This window comes from Paenibacillus protaetiae, assembly GCF_004135365.1.
GTDB lineage: Bacteria > Bacillota > Bacilli > Paenibacillales > Paenibacillaceae > Paenibacillus_AP > Paenibacillus_AP protaetiae.
In genome coordinates this window covers 2645286-2661606 of record NZ_CP035492.1, presented here as the reverse complement: position 1 = coordinate 2661606, position 16321 = coordinate 2645286, and the positions used below count along the sequence as shown (strand labels likewise).

At 50.8% G+C, this 16321-nt stretch carries 15 protein-coding genes; 11 read left to right on the top strand and 4 right to left on the bottom strand.

Features of this window, described 5'->3' with window-relative positions:
- Positions 1 to 208 precede the first annotated feature (208 nt).
- Genes ET464_RS12315 through ET464_RS12300 form a run of 4 tightly spaced genes read right to left on the bottom strand, consistent with a single transcriptional unit; the run spans position 209 to position 3948 of the window.
- Complete coding sequence (locus ET464_RS12315; protein ID WP_129441297.1) at positions 209 to 1732, bottom strand: DHA2 family efflux MFS transporter permease subunit; 1524 nt, start codon at positions 1730 to 1732, stop codon at positions 209 to 211.
- Positions 1707 to 2267 (bottom strand): MarR family winged helix-turn-helix transcriptional regulator, encoded by a 561-nt coding sequence (locus ET464_RS12310; protein ID WP_129441295.1) that lies wholly within the window; start codon positions 2265 to 2267, stop codon positions 1707 to 1709. The genes ET464_RS12315 and ET464_RS12310 overlap by 26 nt, the downstream gene beginning before the upstream one ends.
- Positions 2264 to 3526 (bottom strand): phosphodiester glycosidase family protein, encoded by a 1263-nt coding sequence (locus tag ET464_RS12305; RefSeq protein WP_341869692.1) that lies wholly within the window; start codon positions 3524 to 3526, stop codon positions 2264 to 2266. The genes ET464_RS12310 and ET464_RS12305 overlap by 4 nt, the downstream gene beginning before the upstream one ends.
- A complete protein-coding gene (locus ET464_RS12300; RefSeq protein WP_129441293.1) occupies positions 3523 to 3948 on the bottom strand; it encodes a hypothetical protein in 426 nt (141 codons plus the stop codon). Before ET464_RS12300 ends, ET464_RS12305 begins: the two co-directional genes overlap by 4 nt.
- Positions 3949 to 4534: 586 nt before the next feature.
- Between ET464_RS12300 and msrB the strand changes: the two genes are divergently transcribed.
- The 11 genes from msrB (at position 4535) to ET464_RS12245 (ending at position 16025) form a co-directional block, all read left to right on the top strand.
- The gene (gene msrB, locus ET464_RS12295; protein WP_129441291.1) at positions 4535 to 5497 is read left to right on the top strand and encodes a peptide-methionine (R)-S-oxide reductase MsrB; all 963 of its coding nucleotides are present in this window, start codon (positions 4535 to 4537) and stop codon (positions 5495 to 5497) included.
- Positions 5498 to 6076: 579 nt separating this feature from the next.
- The gene (locus ET464_RS12290; protein WP_129441289.1) at positions 6077 to 7729 is read left to right on the top strand and encodes a type 2 periplasmic-binding domain-containing protein; all 1653 of its coding nucleotides are present in this window, start codon (positions 6077 to 6079) and stop codon (positions 7727 to 7729) included.
- A gap of 26 nt (positions 7730 to 7755) precedes the next feature.
- Entirely contained in the window at positions 7756 to 8709 is a 954-nt protein-coding gene (locus ET464_RS12285) for an ABC transporter permease (protein ID WP_165279990.1), read from the top strand.
- A 13-nt stretch (positions 8710 to 8722) separates the two neighbouring features.
- On the top strand, positions 8723 to 9598 hold the full coding sequence (locus ET464_RS12280; protein WP_129441287.1) for a carbohydrate ABC transporter permease: 876 nt from the start codon (positions 8723 to 8725) through the stop codon (positions 9596 to 9598).
- Positions 9599 to 9688: 90 nt separating this feature from the next.
- Positions 9689 to 10420 (top strand): SDR family NAD(P)-dependent oxidoreductase, encoded by a 732-nt coding sequence (locus tag ET464_RS12275; RefSeq protein WP_129441285.1) that lies wholly within the window; start codon positions 9689 to 9691, stop codon positions 10418 to 10420.
- 176 nt (positions 10421 to 10596) lie between these two features.
- Positions 10597 to 11400, top strand: a complete 804-nt coding sequence (locus tag ET464_RS12270) for an alpha/beta hydrolase (protein WP_129441283.1) — start codon at positions 10597 to 10599, stop codon at positions 11398 to 11400.
- Positions 11401 to 11405: 5 nt separating this feature from the next.
- Positions 11406 to 12077 carry a ThuA domain-containing protein gene (locus tag ET464_RS12265; protein ID WP_129441281.1) on the top strand — a complete coding sequence of 224 codons (672 nt, stop codon included), beginning with the start codon at positions 11406 to 11408 and terminating at the stop codon, positions 12075 to 12077.
- A 173-nt stretch (positions 12078 to 12250) separates the two neighbouring features.
- On the top strand, positions 12251 to 13297 hold the full coding sequence (locus ET464_RS12260) for a LacI family DNA-binding transcriptional regulator (RefSeq protein ID WP_244226521.1): 1047 nt from the start codon (positions 12251 to 12253) through the stop codon (positions 13295 to 13297).
- A 325-nt stretch (positions 13298 to 13622) separates the two neighbouring features.
- Complete coding sequence (locus tag ET464_RS12255) at positions 13623 to 14921, top strand: glycoside hydrolase 5 family protein (protein ID WP_129441278.1); 1299 nt, start codon at positions 13623 to 13625, stop codon at positions 14919 to 14921.
- A 219-nt stretch (positions 14922 to 15140) separates the two neighbouring features.
- Positions 15141 to 15416 (top strand): HesB/YadR/YfhF family protein, encoded by a 276-nt coding sequence (locus tag ET464_RS12250; protein WP_129441276.1) that lies wholly within the window; start codon positions 15141 to 15143, stop codon positions 15414 to 15416.
- A 36-nt stretch (positions 15417 to 15452) separates the two neighbouring features.
- Positions 15453 to 16025, top strand: a complete 573-nt coding sequence (locus ET464_RS12245; protein ID WP_129441274.1) for a nitroreductase family protein — start codon at positions 15453 to 15455, stop codon at positions 16023 to 16025.
- The last annotated feature ends 296 nt before the right edge of the window (positions 16026 to 16321 follow it).

The window sequence follows — 16321 nt, the reverse complement described above, 5'->3', positions numbered from 1 at the left end:
AACATCGAATGAACACTGATCGAACACCGATTGAACACCGCGCAGGCTCCTCTTGTATGCCCGCCCGTCTCGGCTTGCCGCCCCGGGCGGGCATACAAGAGACATGCATATGAGATGCACGTATAAAAAAGAAAGGCTTTCCCTTGTGTCCGGCTGGACATTCGGGAAAGCCTTTATTCACACGCGCGCGTTCGATTATACGCTTGTATTACTCAGCAGAAGTAGTGGCAACTTGTTGTTTTTCGCCTACCGGAGCTGCAGCCGAAGCTTGAGCCGTTGGAGCAAAGTCTTCCGCAGGCGTAGCCTTTTTAATAAAGAATGCAAGTACAAGAGCTGCAATGACCATCCATGTTGCGACAACGAATGCATAGTTGATGCCGTGAACCATGGCTTGCATGGTAAGTTCGCCCATTTTTGCTTTATCGGACGGATCCACTTGGTTTTGAACCACAAGCTTCTTCACTTGGGAAGTCGTGTCGTTACTCATAATCGTAACCAGGAATGCCGTGCCAAGCGCGCCTGCAACGTTCCGGAGCGTCTGGGACATCGCCGAACCATGCGCGTTCAAGCGGCGCGGCAGCTGGTTCATGCCGGCTGTTTGAATTGGCATCATGAGCATCGACATACCAAACATGCGGAGCGTGTACATCAGCATAATATGGCCGTACGAAGTTTCAATCGTCAGACGGCTGAACTCGTAAGTTGTTATTGCTGTAATAATCAAGCCTACAACAGCAAGCCAGCGTGCGCCGATTTTATCGAAAATAATACCGGTAATCGGAGACATGATCCCCATCAGGATTGCGCCCGGCAACAGCAGCAGACCGGATTTGAGCGGCGTAAAGCCGTGGATTTGCTGCAAGTAAATCGGAAGCAAAATCATGCCCGAGAACATAGCCATCGTAATGATAACGTTGATGACCGTTGTCAGCGAGAACATATTATATTTAAATACGCGGAATTCCAGGATCGGCTTTGCAGCCACCAGTTCGCGCCAGATAAATAAAATGAGCGAAACCGCGCCAACAACCAGGCTGACAATAACAGTTGTGCTTCCCCAGCCGTCGTTGCTGGCATCGCTAAAGCCGTACAGCAGGCCGCCAAAGCCAAGCGTGGAGAAAATAACGCCCATAATGTCGAGTTTCGGATCCGATTTGCGTGTAACGTTCTTCATCGAGAACGAGCCGTAAATAAGGGCAAACAGCGAGATCGGCAATACGATGTAGAACAATACGCGCCACGAATGGTGTTCGACGATCCAGCCGGACAACGTAGGGCCGACTGCCGGAGCGAAGATCATGGCAAGACCCATCATACCCATTGCTTTACCGCGTTCCTCAACCGGGAAAATCGTCAGGAATACAAGCGACATAAGCGGCATCAGAATGCCGGCGCCTGCTGCTTGAACAAGGCGTCCGGTAAGCAGGATGCCGAAGTTAGGTGCAACGGCACTGATAATAGTACCAATTGTGAATAAGCCAACTGCTGTAATAAACAGCTGTCTTGTCGTAAAGCGGTCGATTAAGTATGCGCTGATTGGAATAAGGATACCGTTAACGAGCAGGTAGCCCGTCGACAGCCATTGTGCTGTGTTAGCTCCGATGTCTAAATCATCCATAATGCTTGGAAGTGCTACGTTTAGAATCGTTTGGGCCAGCAAAGCTACAAATGCGCCAATCAAAAGGGAAGCGACAATAGGGCCCCTTTTAAATGCTGGTGCTGCTTGATTCATTGTTAATTACCTCTCTTACTTTCTGTAATATCTTGACTACTCTTTGGTTCAAACGCTGCGTTTCCAGACGGTCATGCTCCGGCATTTCAGTTAGAGGAGACATCATTTTAACGGAGATATCTCTTGTTTGCTGCCACAGCATTTCTCCTTTCTCTGATAATAGAAGCATAATCGAACGGCGGTCGTTATGACCTCTCTCCCGAATCACCATTCCCGCTTTTACCATACGATCGATGATGCCGCTGGTTGTACTTGAACCAAGACAAATGGTCTCAGCCGCCTCCCGCAGGCTGATTCCAGGCGACTCGGATAAAATCCGAAGCATCATCAGCTGCACCGGCGTTACATTGTTGCATTGCGCCGCTTTAAGCATCGTTTGGAATAGGGCTTGATTCACTTCACGATACGAGAGGATAAGCTGGAGAATTTCATTTTGCGGATCGCTCATGAAACTCCTGCCTTTCATTGATAAAAAGTTTATTACTAAACTATTTGCATGAGAAACATTATAAAAATATGTGCTTGTATAAGTCAATCATTTTTTTTCCTATTCTTTGGCCAGGAAAGGAAGACGATTGGGCGCATAAAAGGCTGGCACAGCAATGACAGCGTTTCCACTAATAATGTAAAAAAGAAGAAGCGCTCCTGTGTTATGGAAGCACAAAGAGCGCCGGACTTATTTAAAGAACAAAAAGTTAGTGGCGATTTTGCGCAGCTGTCCGCCGTCCGATGGGTGATTGATGACTTTGCCGTTAAAAACAAGGGTCGAGGAGCCGCCCCGTCTAAATTGTAGCCATCCACCGCACCGTACCGCTGCAGCAAAATTTGCATTTCCGAAAGCGTGGCGCCTGAGCTTCCGTTCTCGTTGTAGCCATCGACTACAAGGAACAGGAGCTGATCGTCCTTATAGTTCGCAAGGACGGTACGAGGTGCTCTTGCAGGGCTTGTCTGCCACTTCACCGGAATCGACTGCGGCTGGCCATGCTTAAGCAATATCGGTACAAACGAAGCGCCAAACCGGATATGCTCGGCATCCAGCTGCTCCTTGCTTGAGTAATTGCCGCCGACCAGTTCATTGTCCTCATTAATACCGGCAAAAAAAAGATCGGTGTATGAAGCTTCAAATCCGTTTACGTATTTGCCGTTTACAATGGTTGTACTCAGCGGGTACCGTTTGCCGCCGCCGTCAGCAAATCCGCCGGCATTGACGCCTATGGCAGCGCCTGTACGTTTAACGGCATGCAGCGTTGTTTCCGCGCCGCCGTTCTGGTCATTGCCAAGCGCCATCGTCATTGCTTTATCGGACTTCAGCTTGACTTTCAGAGCGTAGCCTTCAAAGTTTTGCGCATGTATGTAAAATAATTGTGCCTTCAGCTTGCTGGAATTAATGGTTGCCGCAGGTTTGCCAAGCTTGACTGTAATATTGTTGTCGTAAATTTGCAGCGGCCGTTCTGCTTGTGCAGCGGCTATCGACACCATCTGATTCACATCGGCATTCGTTTGGTTGTACAGATGGATTTGCTTCTGGATCGACTTGCTTGTTTGCTGAGCGGTTACAGCCGCTTGGTCTAAGCTGTCCTGCAGCTGTTTGGCTGTAGCTGCCGCTGCCGGCGGTTCAGATTCTCCGGCTGATTGTTGTCCGGCTGCCCCATCGGCAGCGGCCGGTTGAACCGCCGGAAAAGCGGCCTCCGACAGTTCGATAGTGGCGCTTGAGAAAAACAGCCACAGCAGCATGCCGAGAAACGGTGTGGCGGCAAGCAGCATCATACGGTTCAATCGTTTGACGGGATTCATTTCAACACATCCAAATTTTTTTGCAGGGCGTCCAATTGCTTTTTCACTTCGCTAAGCTGAGTATACAGTTTGTTGCTGTTATCCGTCTTGGTATCGGCGTTGTCCTTCGTAAAGTTCAGCAGCTCGTTTAAGGCGTCAACCTTCGTCTGAAGGTCGGCCAGCTGGGATTTGTAGTCCGTGTCCATCTTGGCTATGCGCTGCTCGTAATCGGCCTGCAGTCCGGCGATTTGACTCGCTGTCTGCTGCTCCAGCTCTTGCGCAAGCTGCTGCTTCATATGGTTGGAATAAATAACGGCTCCGCTGATGCCGGCGCCGATTAGAAATGCCCATATCGCAACAAACAGCAAAAAAGCTCTGTTGTTCTTTTTTCTCCGGGGCGACTGTGTTGGCAGACCGGATCTTTCCAGCGAAATTTCACTCATATTCGTTCACCTCTTCTTACATGTGCTGTCCGTGCTGCTCAGGAAAGGTTGAACGCACTGCGTAATCATGTTTTTTCTTACCTATAGAAGACGACAATAGATAGGAAAAGTTGCGGATGTTACCTTATTGTAGCAGACAAGCAGCAGTGATTGGACAGTTGAAATGTGGAAATTTTAGGAACAAAATAGGTCGTGTCAGAAGCGCCAAAACGCAGGCAGGCATCGGAATAGAGTGCGAAGCTTCATTCATGTATAATGGAAGTGTTCATATTGCGCAGGCTTCGCAAAACTTAAGCGTATGCTTGCGAAGCAAAGTTTTGCTGCGAAGTACATTCAGCGAAGCATAGGCTTCGCAAAACTTAAAGCGTATGCTTGCGAAGCAAAGTTTTGCTGCGAAGTACATTCAGCGAAGCATAGGCTTCGCAAAACTTAAGCGTATGCTTGCGAAGCAAAGTTTTGCTGCGAAGTACATTCAGCGAAGCATAGGCTTCGCAAAACTTAAAGCGTATGCTTTCGAAGCAAAGTTTTGCTGCGAAGTACATTCAGCGAAGCATAGGCTTCGCAAAACTTTTTAGGAGGGTTTCAAATGTCTCAGACTGAACGCGCCATATTTGCCGGAGGCTGCTTCTGGTGCATGGTTTCGCCTTTTGAGGAAATGCCGGGCATCGTGTCTGTCGTATCCGGCTATACGGGAGGCCATAAGCCTAATCCGACCTATGAAGAGGTATGCTCCCATACGACAGGGCATACGGAGGCGGTGGAAATTACGTTTGATCCAGCCGTGTTCCCTTATGAGAAGCTGCTGGATATTTTCTGGCGCCAGATTGACCCGACGGATGCAGGTGGCCAGTTCCACGACCGCGGCGACTCGTACCGGACAGGGATTTATTACACAACCGAGGAGCAGCGCGTGAAGGCGGAAGCCTCTAAAAAAGCGCTGGAGGAAAGCGGCCGGTTTGATAAGCCGATCGTAACGGAAATTGAAGCGGCAGGACCGTTTTATCCGGCGGAAGATTACCACCAGGGTTATCATAAGACCAATCCGTTCCGGTATAAAATGTACCGCAAAGGATCGGGGCGCGACGCGTTTATCAACAGCCACTGGAAGCTGAAAAAGGATGAAGCCGAGCTGCGCTCCCGTTTGACGCCGCTTCAATATGAAGTAACGCAAAACAGCGCAACAGAGCGGCCATTCACCGGCGAATATTGGGATCATCAGGAGGAAGGGCTGTACGTCGACATTGTGTCGGGAGAGCCGCTGTTCAGCTCCCAGGATAAATTTGATTCCGGCTGCGGATGGCCGAGCTTCACGAAGCCGATTACGCCGGCGGCGGTGACGGAGCATATCGATACGAGCCACTTTATGGTGCGGACAGAAGTGCGGAGCAACGATGCGGACTCACACCTCGGCCATGTATTCGAGGACGGGCCGCAAGACCGCGGAGGCCTTCGTTACTGCATCAATTCCGCAGCCATCCGGTTCATCCCGAAAGCCGACTTGGAGAAAGAAGGCTACGGGGAGTATCTCTCCTGGTTTGAAAAAAAATAAAGCGATGCTCGAAAGCTTTTTGGAGTAAATAAGCTTTCCATCGTTATAAGTAAAAAGGATTATTGGCGCCTTATGCCAGTAGTCCTTTTTTTCGTTTTATGCCCGTCGGATTGCTCCGTTTCGGGATAAACGGACAGTCTCTGAACAGCGGATAAGCGCAGGTACGTTAAGCATGCTGCTGGTTTTTATTTATTTACTAAATTTAACCGGAATTTTTTAATTAGAGTTGTTTGGCCCATTTCGAAGAATAGGGGATTAATAGACAATGGGATCAAATTTTTCTTCAACAAATTTTAATAAAAATTTGTCGAAAAGGAAGTTTTGAAAAGAGCCAAATCCCTTTTAAACACACAATAAAGAGAGGTTTAGTACCGTCTCCAACATAAACATATGAGGCGAAAGACATAAGTTTAGTGACGAATAAAAACAAAAGTTGAAATATAGTTAAACGAAATAAAATAAACTATTTACAAAAGTTGAAGATGTGATATATACTCGGTTTGGAAATGTAAGCGCATACGTAACGGCAAAGGCAACGGTGTGGCGCTTGCTTTTACTTTCCTAATTGGGGGATTAAGGATGAAGAAGAATGTGCGCCAGACTTTGCTGTTAGCGTCGTTGGCTGCTGCGATGGCAGTTACCGCCTGCTCGAACGGAAACAGCGGCAGCGGATCGGATAACGGTCAGCAGCCAGCGGCGAATACGAACGATGCGGGGGCGGCAGCAACCAATTCGGGTCAGAAGGAAGAGACGAAGGGACCGCTTACGATCACAATGACGCTGATGGCCGGCCCGAAAACGCCGGATTCCTGGGCGGAGCATGCGCTGGAAGATGAATTGACGAAGCAGATGGGGCGCCAGGTGGATGTGAAGCCTATCTTCCTGCCGGACTGGTCGGAGCTCAATACGAAAATCAATTTGATGATGAGTGCAAAGGATACGCGCCCGAACATTTTGTGGACCGGTGATACAAAAGAATATTCGAAGTGGGTTGATGCAGGCATCGCGCAAGATTTAACGCCTTCTTTGCAGAAATACGGCAAAGATATTTTGGATTACTACACGAAGGACACGTTGTTCTATCACTGGGACAAGAGCGGCAAGATCTACCGGCTGCCGGGCGACGTACCGGAAGCGAGCTATATGACGACGATCTTGCGGAAAGACTGGCTTGATAATCTGGGCCTCGCCGTGCCGAAAACACTGGATGAATATGTGAATGTGCTGCGTGCTTTTACGAAAGACGACCCGGACAAAAACGGCAAAAACGACACGTACGGCTTGTCCGGCGACAACTACTACCGCAGCCTTGCGCCATTCTTCTACGCGTACGGCATCGACGTTGAGAATTTCGTGAAGCAGCCGGACGGCACGATAAAATTCGGCGCTTTGATGCCGCAGGTGAAGGATGTGCTGCAGCTGCTCCAAGGGCTGTACAAGGAAGGCGTTATCGATCCGCGGATGACAACAAGCGCCAACAATGATGATAACAAGGTGAATGATATTTACGCGTCCGGCAAAGTCGGCTCGTTCTATCGCTGGGTAGATTACTTCAACCCGGGCAACGGTGCGCTTATTTCGTTCAAAAAGCTGAATCCAACCGGCGAATACATCTCGATTGATCCGATTCAAGGGCCGGACGGCTTCAGCTCGGATATGCCCGACCCGCAGATCGGCTGGTGCTACCTGATTGCAACCGACACGGTTAATGTTGACGATGCGGTGCAAGTGCTGGATACGATGGCGAAGCCGGATGTATTTAAGCTCATCACGTTCGGCAAGGAAGGCGAGCATTACAAGATGGACAACGGCGTGTTCACCCCAACCATTGCGCCGGAAGAAGGCAGCAAGCTTGGTTTCGGCAACTTCGGCTGGATTATTCAGCGCAAAGATGCGGCAAACATCAAGAATACGCCGGAAGTAACCGAGATGTTCCAGCATAAAATCGAAACCTCGCAGCCGATGCGCGATAAGATTGTGACGTTCAAAGCGATTGACCGCCCGCAATGGGACAAATATTCCGCCGACATTACAAAGGCTCGGGATGAGTTGTTCTGGGGCATTATTACGGGCAAGAAGCCGGTATCTGCATTCGACGGCTTTGAGAAGCAGTACGAGAAGCTTGGCGGTAAGCAAATTGATGAAGAAGCGGCTAATCTGTACAATACGCAGCAGCAGGAGCGGGAGGAATATGACAAATGGTATGAGGCGAACATTACTCCTTACAAATAAGGATAACTTCGCGGAAGGGGAGGGACATGGAACAGCAAGTAGAACGTCTGGTCACGCAATTAGAACGGCGGCCGGCAGCGGCAATACGCAAGGCGCTGATCCGCGACAAATATTTGTACCTGCTGCTGCTGCCGGGCTTGCTGCTCATACTCCTGTTCCGCTATGTGCCGATGTATGGTGTTGTAATTTCCTTCCAGGACTATAACATGTACAAAGGGATCGGCGGCAGCGAGTGGGTAGGATTGTATCAGTTCGAGCGGCTGTTCCGCTCGCCTGACTTTACGGAAGTGCTGACGAATACGATTGTAATCAGCTTATATAAGCTTGCGGCGTCGTTCTCGCTGCCGATTATTTTATCACTGTTGCTAAATGAGCTGAAGAGCATCGTCTTCAAGCGGTTCGCGCAGTCTATCATTTATTTGCCTCACTTTATTTCGTGGGTCATTTTCTCCGGCATTATCATTACGTTCCTGAATCCGGTTGACGGCATGGTTAACGTAATCATCCGGCATTTCGGCGGCGCTCCTATTGATTTTCTGGGCGACGTCCGGTATTTCCGTTCGGTTATTGTGCTGAGCGATGTGTACAAGGAGGTAGGCTGGGGAACGATCATCTACCTGGCTGCCATAGCGGGCGTCAATGCCGATTTATATGAGGCGGCGAGAATAGACGGCGCGAACAAGCTCCGCCAAATGTGGCATGTGACGCTGCCGGCGATCCGCCCTGTCATTATCATTTTGGTCATTTTGAGCTTGGCGAACATTCTGGAGGCCGGCTTCCAGCAAATTTTTCTGCTCTATAACGCGCTTGTATACGATGTCGCGGATATTATCGACACGTATGTGTATCGGGTCGGGATTCAGGGAGCGGATTACAGCTATGCGACAGCGGCGGGGCTGTTCAAGTCGGCAGTGGCGATGGTGCTTATATTGACGGTTAACAAAATAGTAAAGCTGACAGGCCAGGACGGCCTATGGTAAGGAGGGCTCAGGCATGAGTTTGACTAGGGGCGAACGAGTGTTCATGGCGTTAAACGTGCTGTTCTTCCTGATCTTGATGGCCGTTATGATTTATCCGTTCTGGTACATGATTATGGGCTCGATCAGCGATTCTTCCTTAACGGCGGACGGGGGCTTGTTCCTCCTCCCCGCCGGCTTCTCCATATCGGCTTATAAGGTGGTATTCCAGAATGTCTCGATATTAAGCGGGTTTAAGGTCACGATTGTGACTACCGCACTCGGCACGTTTATCGGCACGTTCTGCTCGGCGGCAATGGCTTACCCGTTGTCGAAAAAAAGGCTGGTCGGCAGCAAATTTCTTTCGCTGCTCGTTTTGTTCACGATGCTGTTCAGCGGCGGCATGATTCCGTCTTATCTGCTCGTCAAGCAGCTTCATCTGATTGATACGTATTGGGCGATGGTTCTTCCTGCCACGATGAGCGCATGGAATATATTCGTCATGATCGGCTTCTTCCGCGGCATCCCCGATGAAGTCGAAGAAGCCGCGAAGATAGACGGCGGTAATGACCTGATGGTTTTCTTCCGGATTGTCCTGCCGCTGTCGAAGCCGGTGCTGTCCACGGTTGGCCTGTTTATCGCTGTAGGCTATTGGAATGATTTCTTCTCTTCCGTGCTGTATGCGACGGATAAAAACATGTGGCAGCTGCAAATGGTGCTCAAAGACCTGATCAGCAATACGTCGGCTGCGATTACGCAGGCGGGCATATCAATAGGCGTGCAGCAGGAAGTGAACCCGTTCACGGTCAAGATGGCGTCGATTATCGTATCTTCCTTGCCTATATTGGTCGTGTATCCGTTTCTTCAAAAACATTTTGTGAAAGGCGCAATGATCGGTTCGATCAAAGGGTAAGGCGAGCGGCTTGGGGCCGGTGTGCCGGGCCGGCTTCAGCTTTTGTTATTGCGGATAACGCAATGGCGTCGAGAAGGGAGGCATGAGGTTATGGACAAAATCGCTTGTGTAACCGGCGCGGACCGGGGGCTTGGTTTTGCGCTTGCGCTGCAATTGGCCCGTGCCGGCTACCGCGTGTTCGCCGGACGGTATATGCCGGACTGGCATGCGCTTGATGAGGCTCCGCCTGAGCTCGCGTCCCGCATCGCCCCTATTCCATTGGATGTGGCAAGCGGCGAGAGCGTAGAACGGGCGGCGCAACTGATCGCGGACCGGGCAGGGCACATTGATTTGCTCATTAATAACGCGGGCATCGCCGGCGGGCACGAAGGTTCAATCTTGGGACCCGCGAATATCGACTTCGGGCTTGTGCGCCGGATTTACGAGGTGAATGCGATGGGGCCGCTCCGCGTGACGAGTGCGTTAAGCGGTTTGCTTGCGAAGGGAAGCGGCAAGATTGTGGTGAACATTTCGTCCGAAGCGGGCCAAATCAATCAAACGTGGCGGGAAGGCTGGTACGGCTATTGCATGTCGAAGGCCGCGCTTAACGTCCAGACGAATATTATGCATAATGAGCTGCGCAAGCTGGGCGGGAAAGCGCTGGCGGTTCATCCGGGCTGGATGAAGACGTATATGGGCGGCGAGCGCAATGAGAATGCAGCTATAGAACCGGAGGAAGCGGCTGAATCCATTACGAATTACATTCAAGGCTATATCGGCGAGACGGCGGAACGGGCACATCCGCCATTCGTGGACTATACAGGCGCCGAGATGCCTTGGTAGCCGCAAGCGGATCTGCACCGTGCAGCAGTTGCAGCGAGGCAGCCGGACTTCATCCGCGTCAATCCGAATACGATAATATCACTGTACAGCGACAGCGCTACGAGCATGCAGGTGCTGATGAATATGCCGGGAGCATGCCATGCACCTAATAGGATGAGCAAAGGAGGGGATTTTTTGTGGCTTTTTTGCAAGTGCAATTCCTGTCTCAAACATTAGCCCAAGGCTGCTCGATGAACGTCATTTTGCCGGAGGCGCATCACCGTGCTCCCGGTTCTTCGCAAGGCTTCAAGGCGCCTTATCCGGTACTGTATTTGCTGCATGGCGCCTCTGATGACCACTCCGCCTGGCAGCGGTATACTTCTATCGAGCGGTATGCTTCCGAGCGAGGGCTGGCGGTCGTTATGCCTGCGGTGCAGTACAGCTTCTACAGCAATATGAAAGCGGGCTACGATTATTTCACATACGTTTCGGAAGAACTGCCGCGCATCGTTCAATCCATGTTCCCGGTATCGGACAAACGCGAGGATACGTTTGCGATTGGCCTGTCGATGGGAGGATATGGCGCATTTAAGCTCGGAATTACTTGCCCGGACAAGTTTGCGGCCGTTGCAAGCTTGTCCGGCAGTTTGGATCAGCGCTGGCGTTTGTCGGACAAAACGACATTTTTTAATCCGATGATCCACCGGATGGCCAAGCTGACTTTTGGCTCATATGAGGAGTACATCGAAGGCGATGACAATCTGCTCCGGCTGTTAGAGCAGCGCATTGCCGGCGGCGTGGAGCTGCCCAAGTTTTATCATGCTTGCGGAACGGCCGACTTTAATTATGAGCTTGGGCGCGAATTCAAGGATGCGTTCGAGGGCCGGATTGATCTGACTTATGAGGAGGAACCCGGAGCGGAGCACGTGTGGCCGTTCTGGGACAAATATGTCCAGCGGGCAATGGCGTGGCTCCCGCTGCGGCAGTACGAAGGGGCGTGAGGCAGATGGGTTTGCGGATTGGTGTGTTATGCGACGATGAATGGCATCCTGCAGAAATAGTAAAGCAAGGCCTCGCACCGCTCGCCGGGGACGGGCTGCAGTTCGAATACAGCACGCATGCGAGGGAATGGTCGGCAGCGTGGATGGACCGTTTCGATGCTGTCATCTTGGCCAAGTCGAACCGGGTATCCGCAGAAGACCGTACGCCTTGGCTGACAGAAGAGGTTCAAGCTGCATTCCGGGACTATGTGGAACGGGGCAAAGGGCTGCTTGTTCTTCATGCGGGAACGGTAGGATACAAGGAAGAGCCTCTCTTCCGTTCGCTTGCCGGCGGCGTATTTCGTTCTCACCCGGCCCCTGGTCCCGTCACGCTTATTCCTGCCCGGGGCGAGGCCGCCTCCTTGGCAGCGCGGATAACGGGCGGAATGGACCGTTTCGTTGTGCATGACGAGCATTATGAGATGGAAGCGGATACGGATGAGGCGGACATTTTTATGCACAGCGAGTCTGAACATGGCATTCAGCCGGCAGGCTGGATGCTCCGGCGCGGGAGCGGGCGTGTTGCGGTTCTGACGCCCGGCCATTACATTGGCGTATGGCTTCACCCTTCGTATCAGCTGCTGCTGAAACGCGTTTTGCTCGGGTTCAGTAGTGCAGGCATGAACGAGCACAGCTGAACCAGCAGCTGTTAAGGAGACATTTAACCAGGGATCGGACGAAGCGGAGTATGGCTCAAGGGTCATTCTCCGCTTTTTTCAATTCATAAGTTGAAATAAGTTGAAATTTGAGATATGGTATAGTTAAGTGGAATATAAAGGGAGCGATTACTATTAAGAAAGTAACCTTGCAAATGATCGCCGACAAGCTTGGTGTATCGAAAGCGTTAATCTCCAAAGCGCTCTCCAATGATCCGGCCGTCAACGACATGACGCGTGAACTCATATGGAAAACGTCGGAAGAGCTCGGATATAGAATCAAGTCCTCGAAGAAGAAAATGATGTCCGGCGTGACCGGCAATCTAGCGGTGCTTATGCCGAGAGCTTACCTGGACGATCCAGAGTATTGGGGCAAAATCATTAAAGGGATCGACCGGGAAATGGCCGATCACAATTATAGCATGCTGCTTTCCTCAATAGACGTATCTATGCGGGTAAATGAGGGGATGCCTACAAGCATTACGGAAAACAAGGTGGACGGCGCCATCGTGCTCGGGCAGCTGCCTAAAGACTATACGGATCAATTGAAGAAACGAAATATTCCGTTTGTGCTCGTTGACCCAAGCGAGCAGGACCCGGATACGGACCTCGTGCTTGCAAATAACTACCAGGGCGCTTACCAGGCTGCGCAATTGCTGCTCAGGCAGGGACACCGCAATTTGGCGTTTGTTGGCGACGCGGACACGACTTGGAGCTTCTCGGAACGTTATCGGGGGTTCAAGGCAGCCGTACAAAGCTTCAACGGCAACGGCAACGGCAACGAAGAGGCAAGCTTCGCCGTCATCGAAGGGATGGGCGTCAGCGGCAACGGCATGTATACGAAGCCCGAATATAAAGCGGATTTGAAGCGCCATTGTCAATCCGATAATCCGGTAACCGCGATTTTCTGCGCCAATGACCTGATCGCAATGGACTCCATGGCGTTTTTCCAGGAGTGGGGTATTTCGTGTCCTGGACAAATATCGGTTGTCGGGTTCGATGACCTGACGCTGGCGGAATTGAAGGAGCCTAAGCTGACGACGATCAGCGTGCCGAAGGAAGAAATCGGCGCAAAGGCGACTCAGCTCATTCTCGAGCGTCTCCATACGCCGGATAAATTGCCGGAGCTGGTTATGATCTCAACGACGCTTGTGCAGCGGAATTCCACAGCGCCGATGAAGAGCCGGGTAGAGACGGCATAAGGCTGAACAGCCTGCAAAAGGATGAAGGGCATTGCTTCGATAAGAAGCGATGCTTTTTTTTGTTACAACCTTACAGCGGAGTGCGCCGGAATGGCTGGATCGTTAGCGGATCGAACATGCACCCGGTCATTTAATTTAAATGATATTCTGAAACAAATTTATTTTGTTTAAAGAATAGTTGAAATTGTTTAAAATGGATGTTATTCTATCCTTGTAAACGCCATCATTTAACCTGTTACAATTTGTAATCGCCATTATGCTGAGGAACAAGAATGTTCCGCGAGCGGTTAACGATCTTTAAGTATAAGAGAAAGCAGGAAAATCTATGGAATCTATTGTTCATTTTATAACGAGGTCGGGTTCGCTGCTGTATGAGGATGGCAAGCCGTTTCGTTTTGCCGGCCCGAACATTTATTGGCTCGGCCTCGATGAGAATGTCGGCGGTGTCGATTGGCCAACTCCGTTCCGCGTGAACAACGCGCTGGATACGGCTGTCCTGATGGGGGCAAACGCCGTTCGCTCCCATACGCTTGGCGCCTCTGTTGGGGCTCCGAAATCGTTGATGCCTAGGCTTGGCGAATATAACGAGGAAGCCTTCAGACGGGTCGATTACGCCATAAAGGAAGCGGCGAACCGCGGACTCCGGCTCATTATTCCGTTCGTGTGCAACTGGTTTTATTATCACGGCGGCAGAGAGACGTTCACGAAGTGGCGCGGATGCGAAGATGTGAAGTTATTTTATACAAACCGGGAAGTGATCGAAGATTTCAAGGCGTATATTTCATCCATCATTAACCGCGTGAACAGCTGCACAGGGGTCGCTTACAAAAATGATCCGGCGATTATGGCATGGGAACTCGGAAATGAGCTTAATGACGCGCCGGTGGAGTGGACAGCGGAGATCGCCGGGTTTATCAAATCGCTTGACCCTAATCATCTTGTAGCACACGGCAAACAATTTCAGCTTGATGAAGATAAATTAATGATTGAAGCGCTGGATATTCTCGATGTTCATTATTATCCGGCGCGTGCAGACGAATTGATTAAGGATGCGGAGAAAGTGCAGGCGGCAGGCAAGGTGTACATGAGCGGTGAATATGGCTGGGCGGACACCGATCTCGAACGATTTTTATCGGCGGCAGAGCATCATAGCGCTGTATCGGGGACGCAATTCTGGTCGCTGTTCCCGCATCATGATGAATGCGGATACGTTGAGCATTATGACGGCTTCTCCGTGCATTATCCGGGCATCGGTATGAATGCGGACGTTGCCGAGCGAATTGATAGAATGAGAACGCACGGGTACAGGATGACAGGAAGAGACGTGCCTCCGCTGCCCGTCCCGGACGTTCCGGTTATTGCCGCATGCGATCATGCCATTGTATTCCGCGGTGTTGTAGGCGCAGCATATTATACGATCGAGAAATCGACGGCAGGTGAGAATGGTCCATGGCATAAATTATACGATAAGCGGCCGACTGATCATATGATGCCATGGATCGACCCGACCCGCGCCCATACGGTGAAGACATGGTACCGGATACAAGCGTATAATGCATCCGGTGAAGGAAGCGGCTTCTCTGCGGCGGCGGTGTCTGGCGCATTTATTCCCAATCTATCCTGATTGTGCAATAAAAACCGTTGTACCTGCAGCCGGGCAGTGTTAACGCCATGGAGCGGAGAACCCCCATGTCATCTTAATGACACGGGGGTTTTGCCGGTTTGAGGTTGCCGTTAGGCTTCGATTGACCCAATGATTGATGTACATCAGAAAATTTATAAGGTACACTAATTTACATGATTTCGTATAACTGCCTGCGTGCCGCAGAGAGGAGAAAAGCTTATGCAGCTGCACATTTCGGATGCCGCCGTCGATTGCTTTATAAAAGAATGGGGCTTCAGCAAGGGAGAAAGCATTCGCATCTTCGTCCGTTACGTAAGCGGCGGCCAGGAGCCGTATGCTCTTGGCATTACGCGGGATGATCCCATTCATCCTGCATTGTCCGCCAATGCGGGCGGCATCGGCTTTTTTATGGAGCATAACGATGTGTGGTTTCTGGAAGGCAAAGATTTAGCGATTGATGCGTCCGGCGAAGATATTATTTTGAAAACCGGTTAAGCGGGCTTATTTCGAGGAAAAAGGAGCTAACATGCAATGGAATTATATGAAGCAATCCGTACGCGCAGGTCGCTTGGCCGCGTGAAAAAAGACGAAGTGCCGCGCGAGCTGATCGAGCGTGCGCTGGAAGCGGCATCCTGGGCGCCAAGCCATCATAATACACAGCCGTGGAAATTTATCGTGATGACCGGTGAAGGCCGCTCGAAGCTTGGCGAAGGGTATGCCCTTACAGCAGCGCCTGGTTTTGAAGGTCTCAGCAGCGAGGAGCGGGAGGAGAAGCTTGCCAAAGAACGGGCAAAAGCATTCCGCTCCCCGGTCGTCATCGCTGCCGTATGTTCACCTTCGGGCGACAAGCGCGCGCTGCTTGTGGAAGAAGTTGCAGCCAGCCATGCGGCTGTCCAAAACTTGCTGCTGGCGCTTCATGCCGAAGGGCTTGCCGCTATTTGGCGGTCGGGCGAGCCGATGTACAATCCGCTGATGAAGCAGCCGTTTGGCCTGGATGAGCAGGAACAGCTGGTGGGCCTTATTTATGCCGGTTATCCGGACATAACGCCGCCAAGCATCCCGCGCACGCCCATTTCGGAAAAAACGGTCTGGATCGAGCAATAAGACCGGCGGCGCTTGCTTATAATAGGAATGTTCAGAAAAGAAGCCTTTTCAACAAAGGCTTCTTTTTTATTGTGGATAAGAATCGCATTTATCCACATGAAGTGCACAGCATTGTGGATAAATATGTATACAATGTGGATGATTTTGTGGATAATTAATAACAGGAAATGCTGCAAAGCAGCTCCGTTCACTTGACTAAAATTTGTCTTAAAGCTATATTGTTACTGCTTAAATTGATTTTCTTAACGGTATATATAAAGAATGGACAACATAGCTTTGACCGGCGTCGGAATGCG

Coding starts and splice junctions, on each gene's coding strand:
- ET464_RS12280 (WP_129441287.1), top strand. CDS start 8,723: ATGAGTTTGACTAGGGGCGAACGAGTGTTCATGGCGTTAAACGTGCTG.
- ET464_RS12265 (WP_129441281.1), top strand. CDS start 11,406: ATGGGTTTGCGGATTGGTGTGTTATGCGACGATGAATGGCATCCTGCA.
- ET464_RS12245 (WP_129441274.1), top strand. CDS start 15,453: ATGGAATTATATGAAGCAATCCGTACGCGCAGGTCGCTTGGCCGCGTG.
- ET464_RS12285 (WP_165279990.1), top strand. CDS start 7,756: ATGGAACAGCAAGTAGAACGTCTGGTCACGCAATTAGAACGGCGGCCG.
- ET464_RS12250 (WP_129441276.1), top strand. CDS start 15,141: ATGCAGCTGCACATTTCGGATGCCGCCGTCGATTGCTTTATAAAAGAA.
- msrB (WP_129441291.1), top strand. CDS start 4,535: ATGTCTCAGACTGAACGCGCCATATTTGCCGGAGGCTGCTTCTGGTGC.
- ET464_RS12305 (WP_341869692.1), bottom strand. CDS start 3,526: ATGAATCCCGTCAAACGATTGAACCGTATGATGCTGCTTGCCGCCACA.
- ET464_RS12260 (WP_244226521.1), top strand. CDS start 12,251: ATGATCGCCGACAAGCTTGGTGTATCGAAAGCGTTAATCTCCAAAGCG.
- ET464_RS12300 (WP_129441293.1), bottom strand. CDS start 3,948: ATGAGTGAAATTTCGCTGGAAAGATCCGGTCTGCCAACACAGTCGCCC.
- ET464_RS12275 (WP_129441285.1), top strand. CDS start 9,689: ATGGACAAAATCGCTTGTGTAACCGGCGCGGACCGGGGGCTTGGTTTT.
- ET464_RS12315 (WP_129441297.1), bottom strand. CDS start 1,732: ATGAATCAAGCAGCACCAGCATTTAAAAGGGGCCCTATTGTCGCTTCC.
- ET464_RS12255 (WP_129441278.1), top strand. CDS start 13,623: ATGGAATCTATTGTTCATTTTATAACGAGGTCGGGTTCGCTGCTGTAT.
- ET464_RS12290 (WP_129441289.1), top strand. CDS start 6,077: ATGAAGAAGAATGTGCGCCAGACTTTGCTGTTAGCGTCGTTGGCTGCT.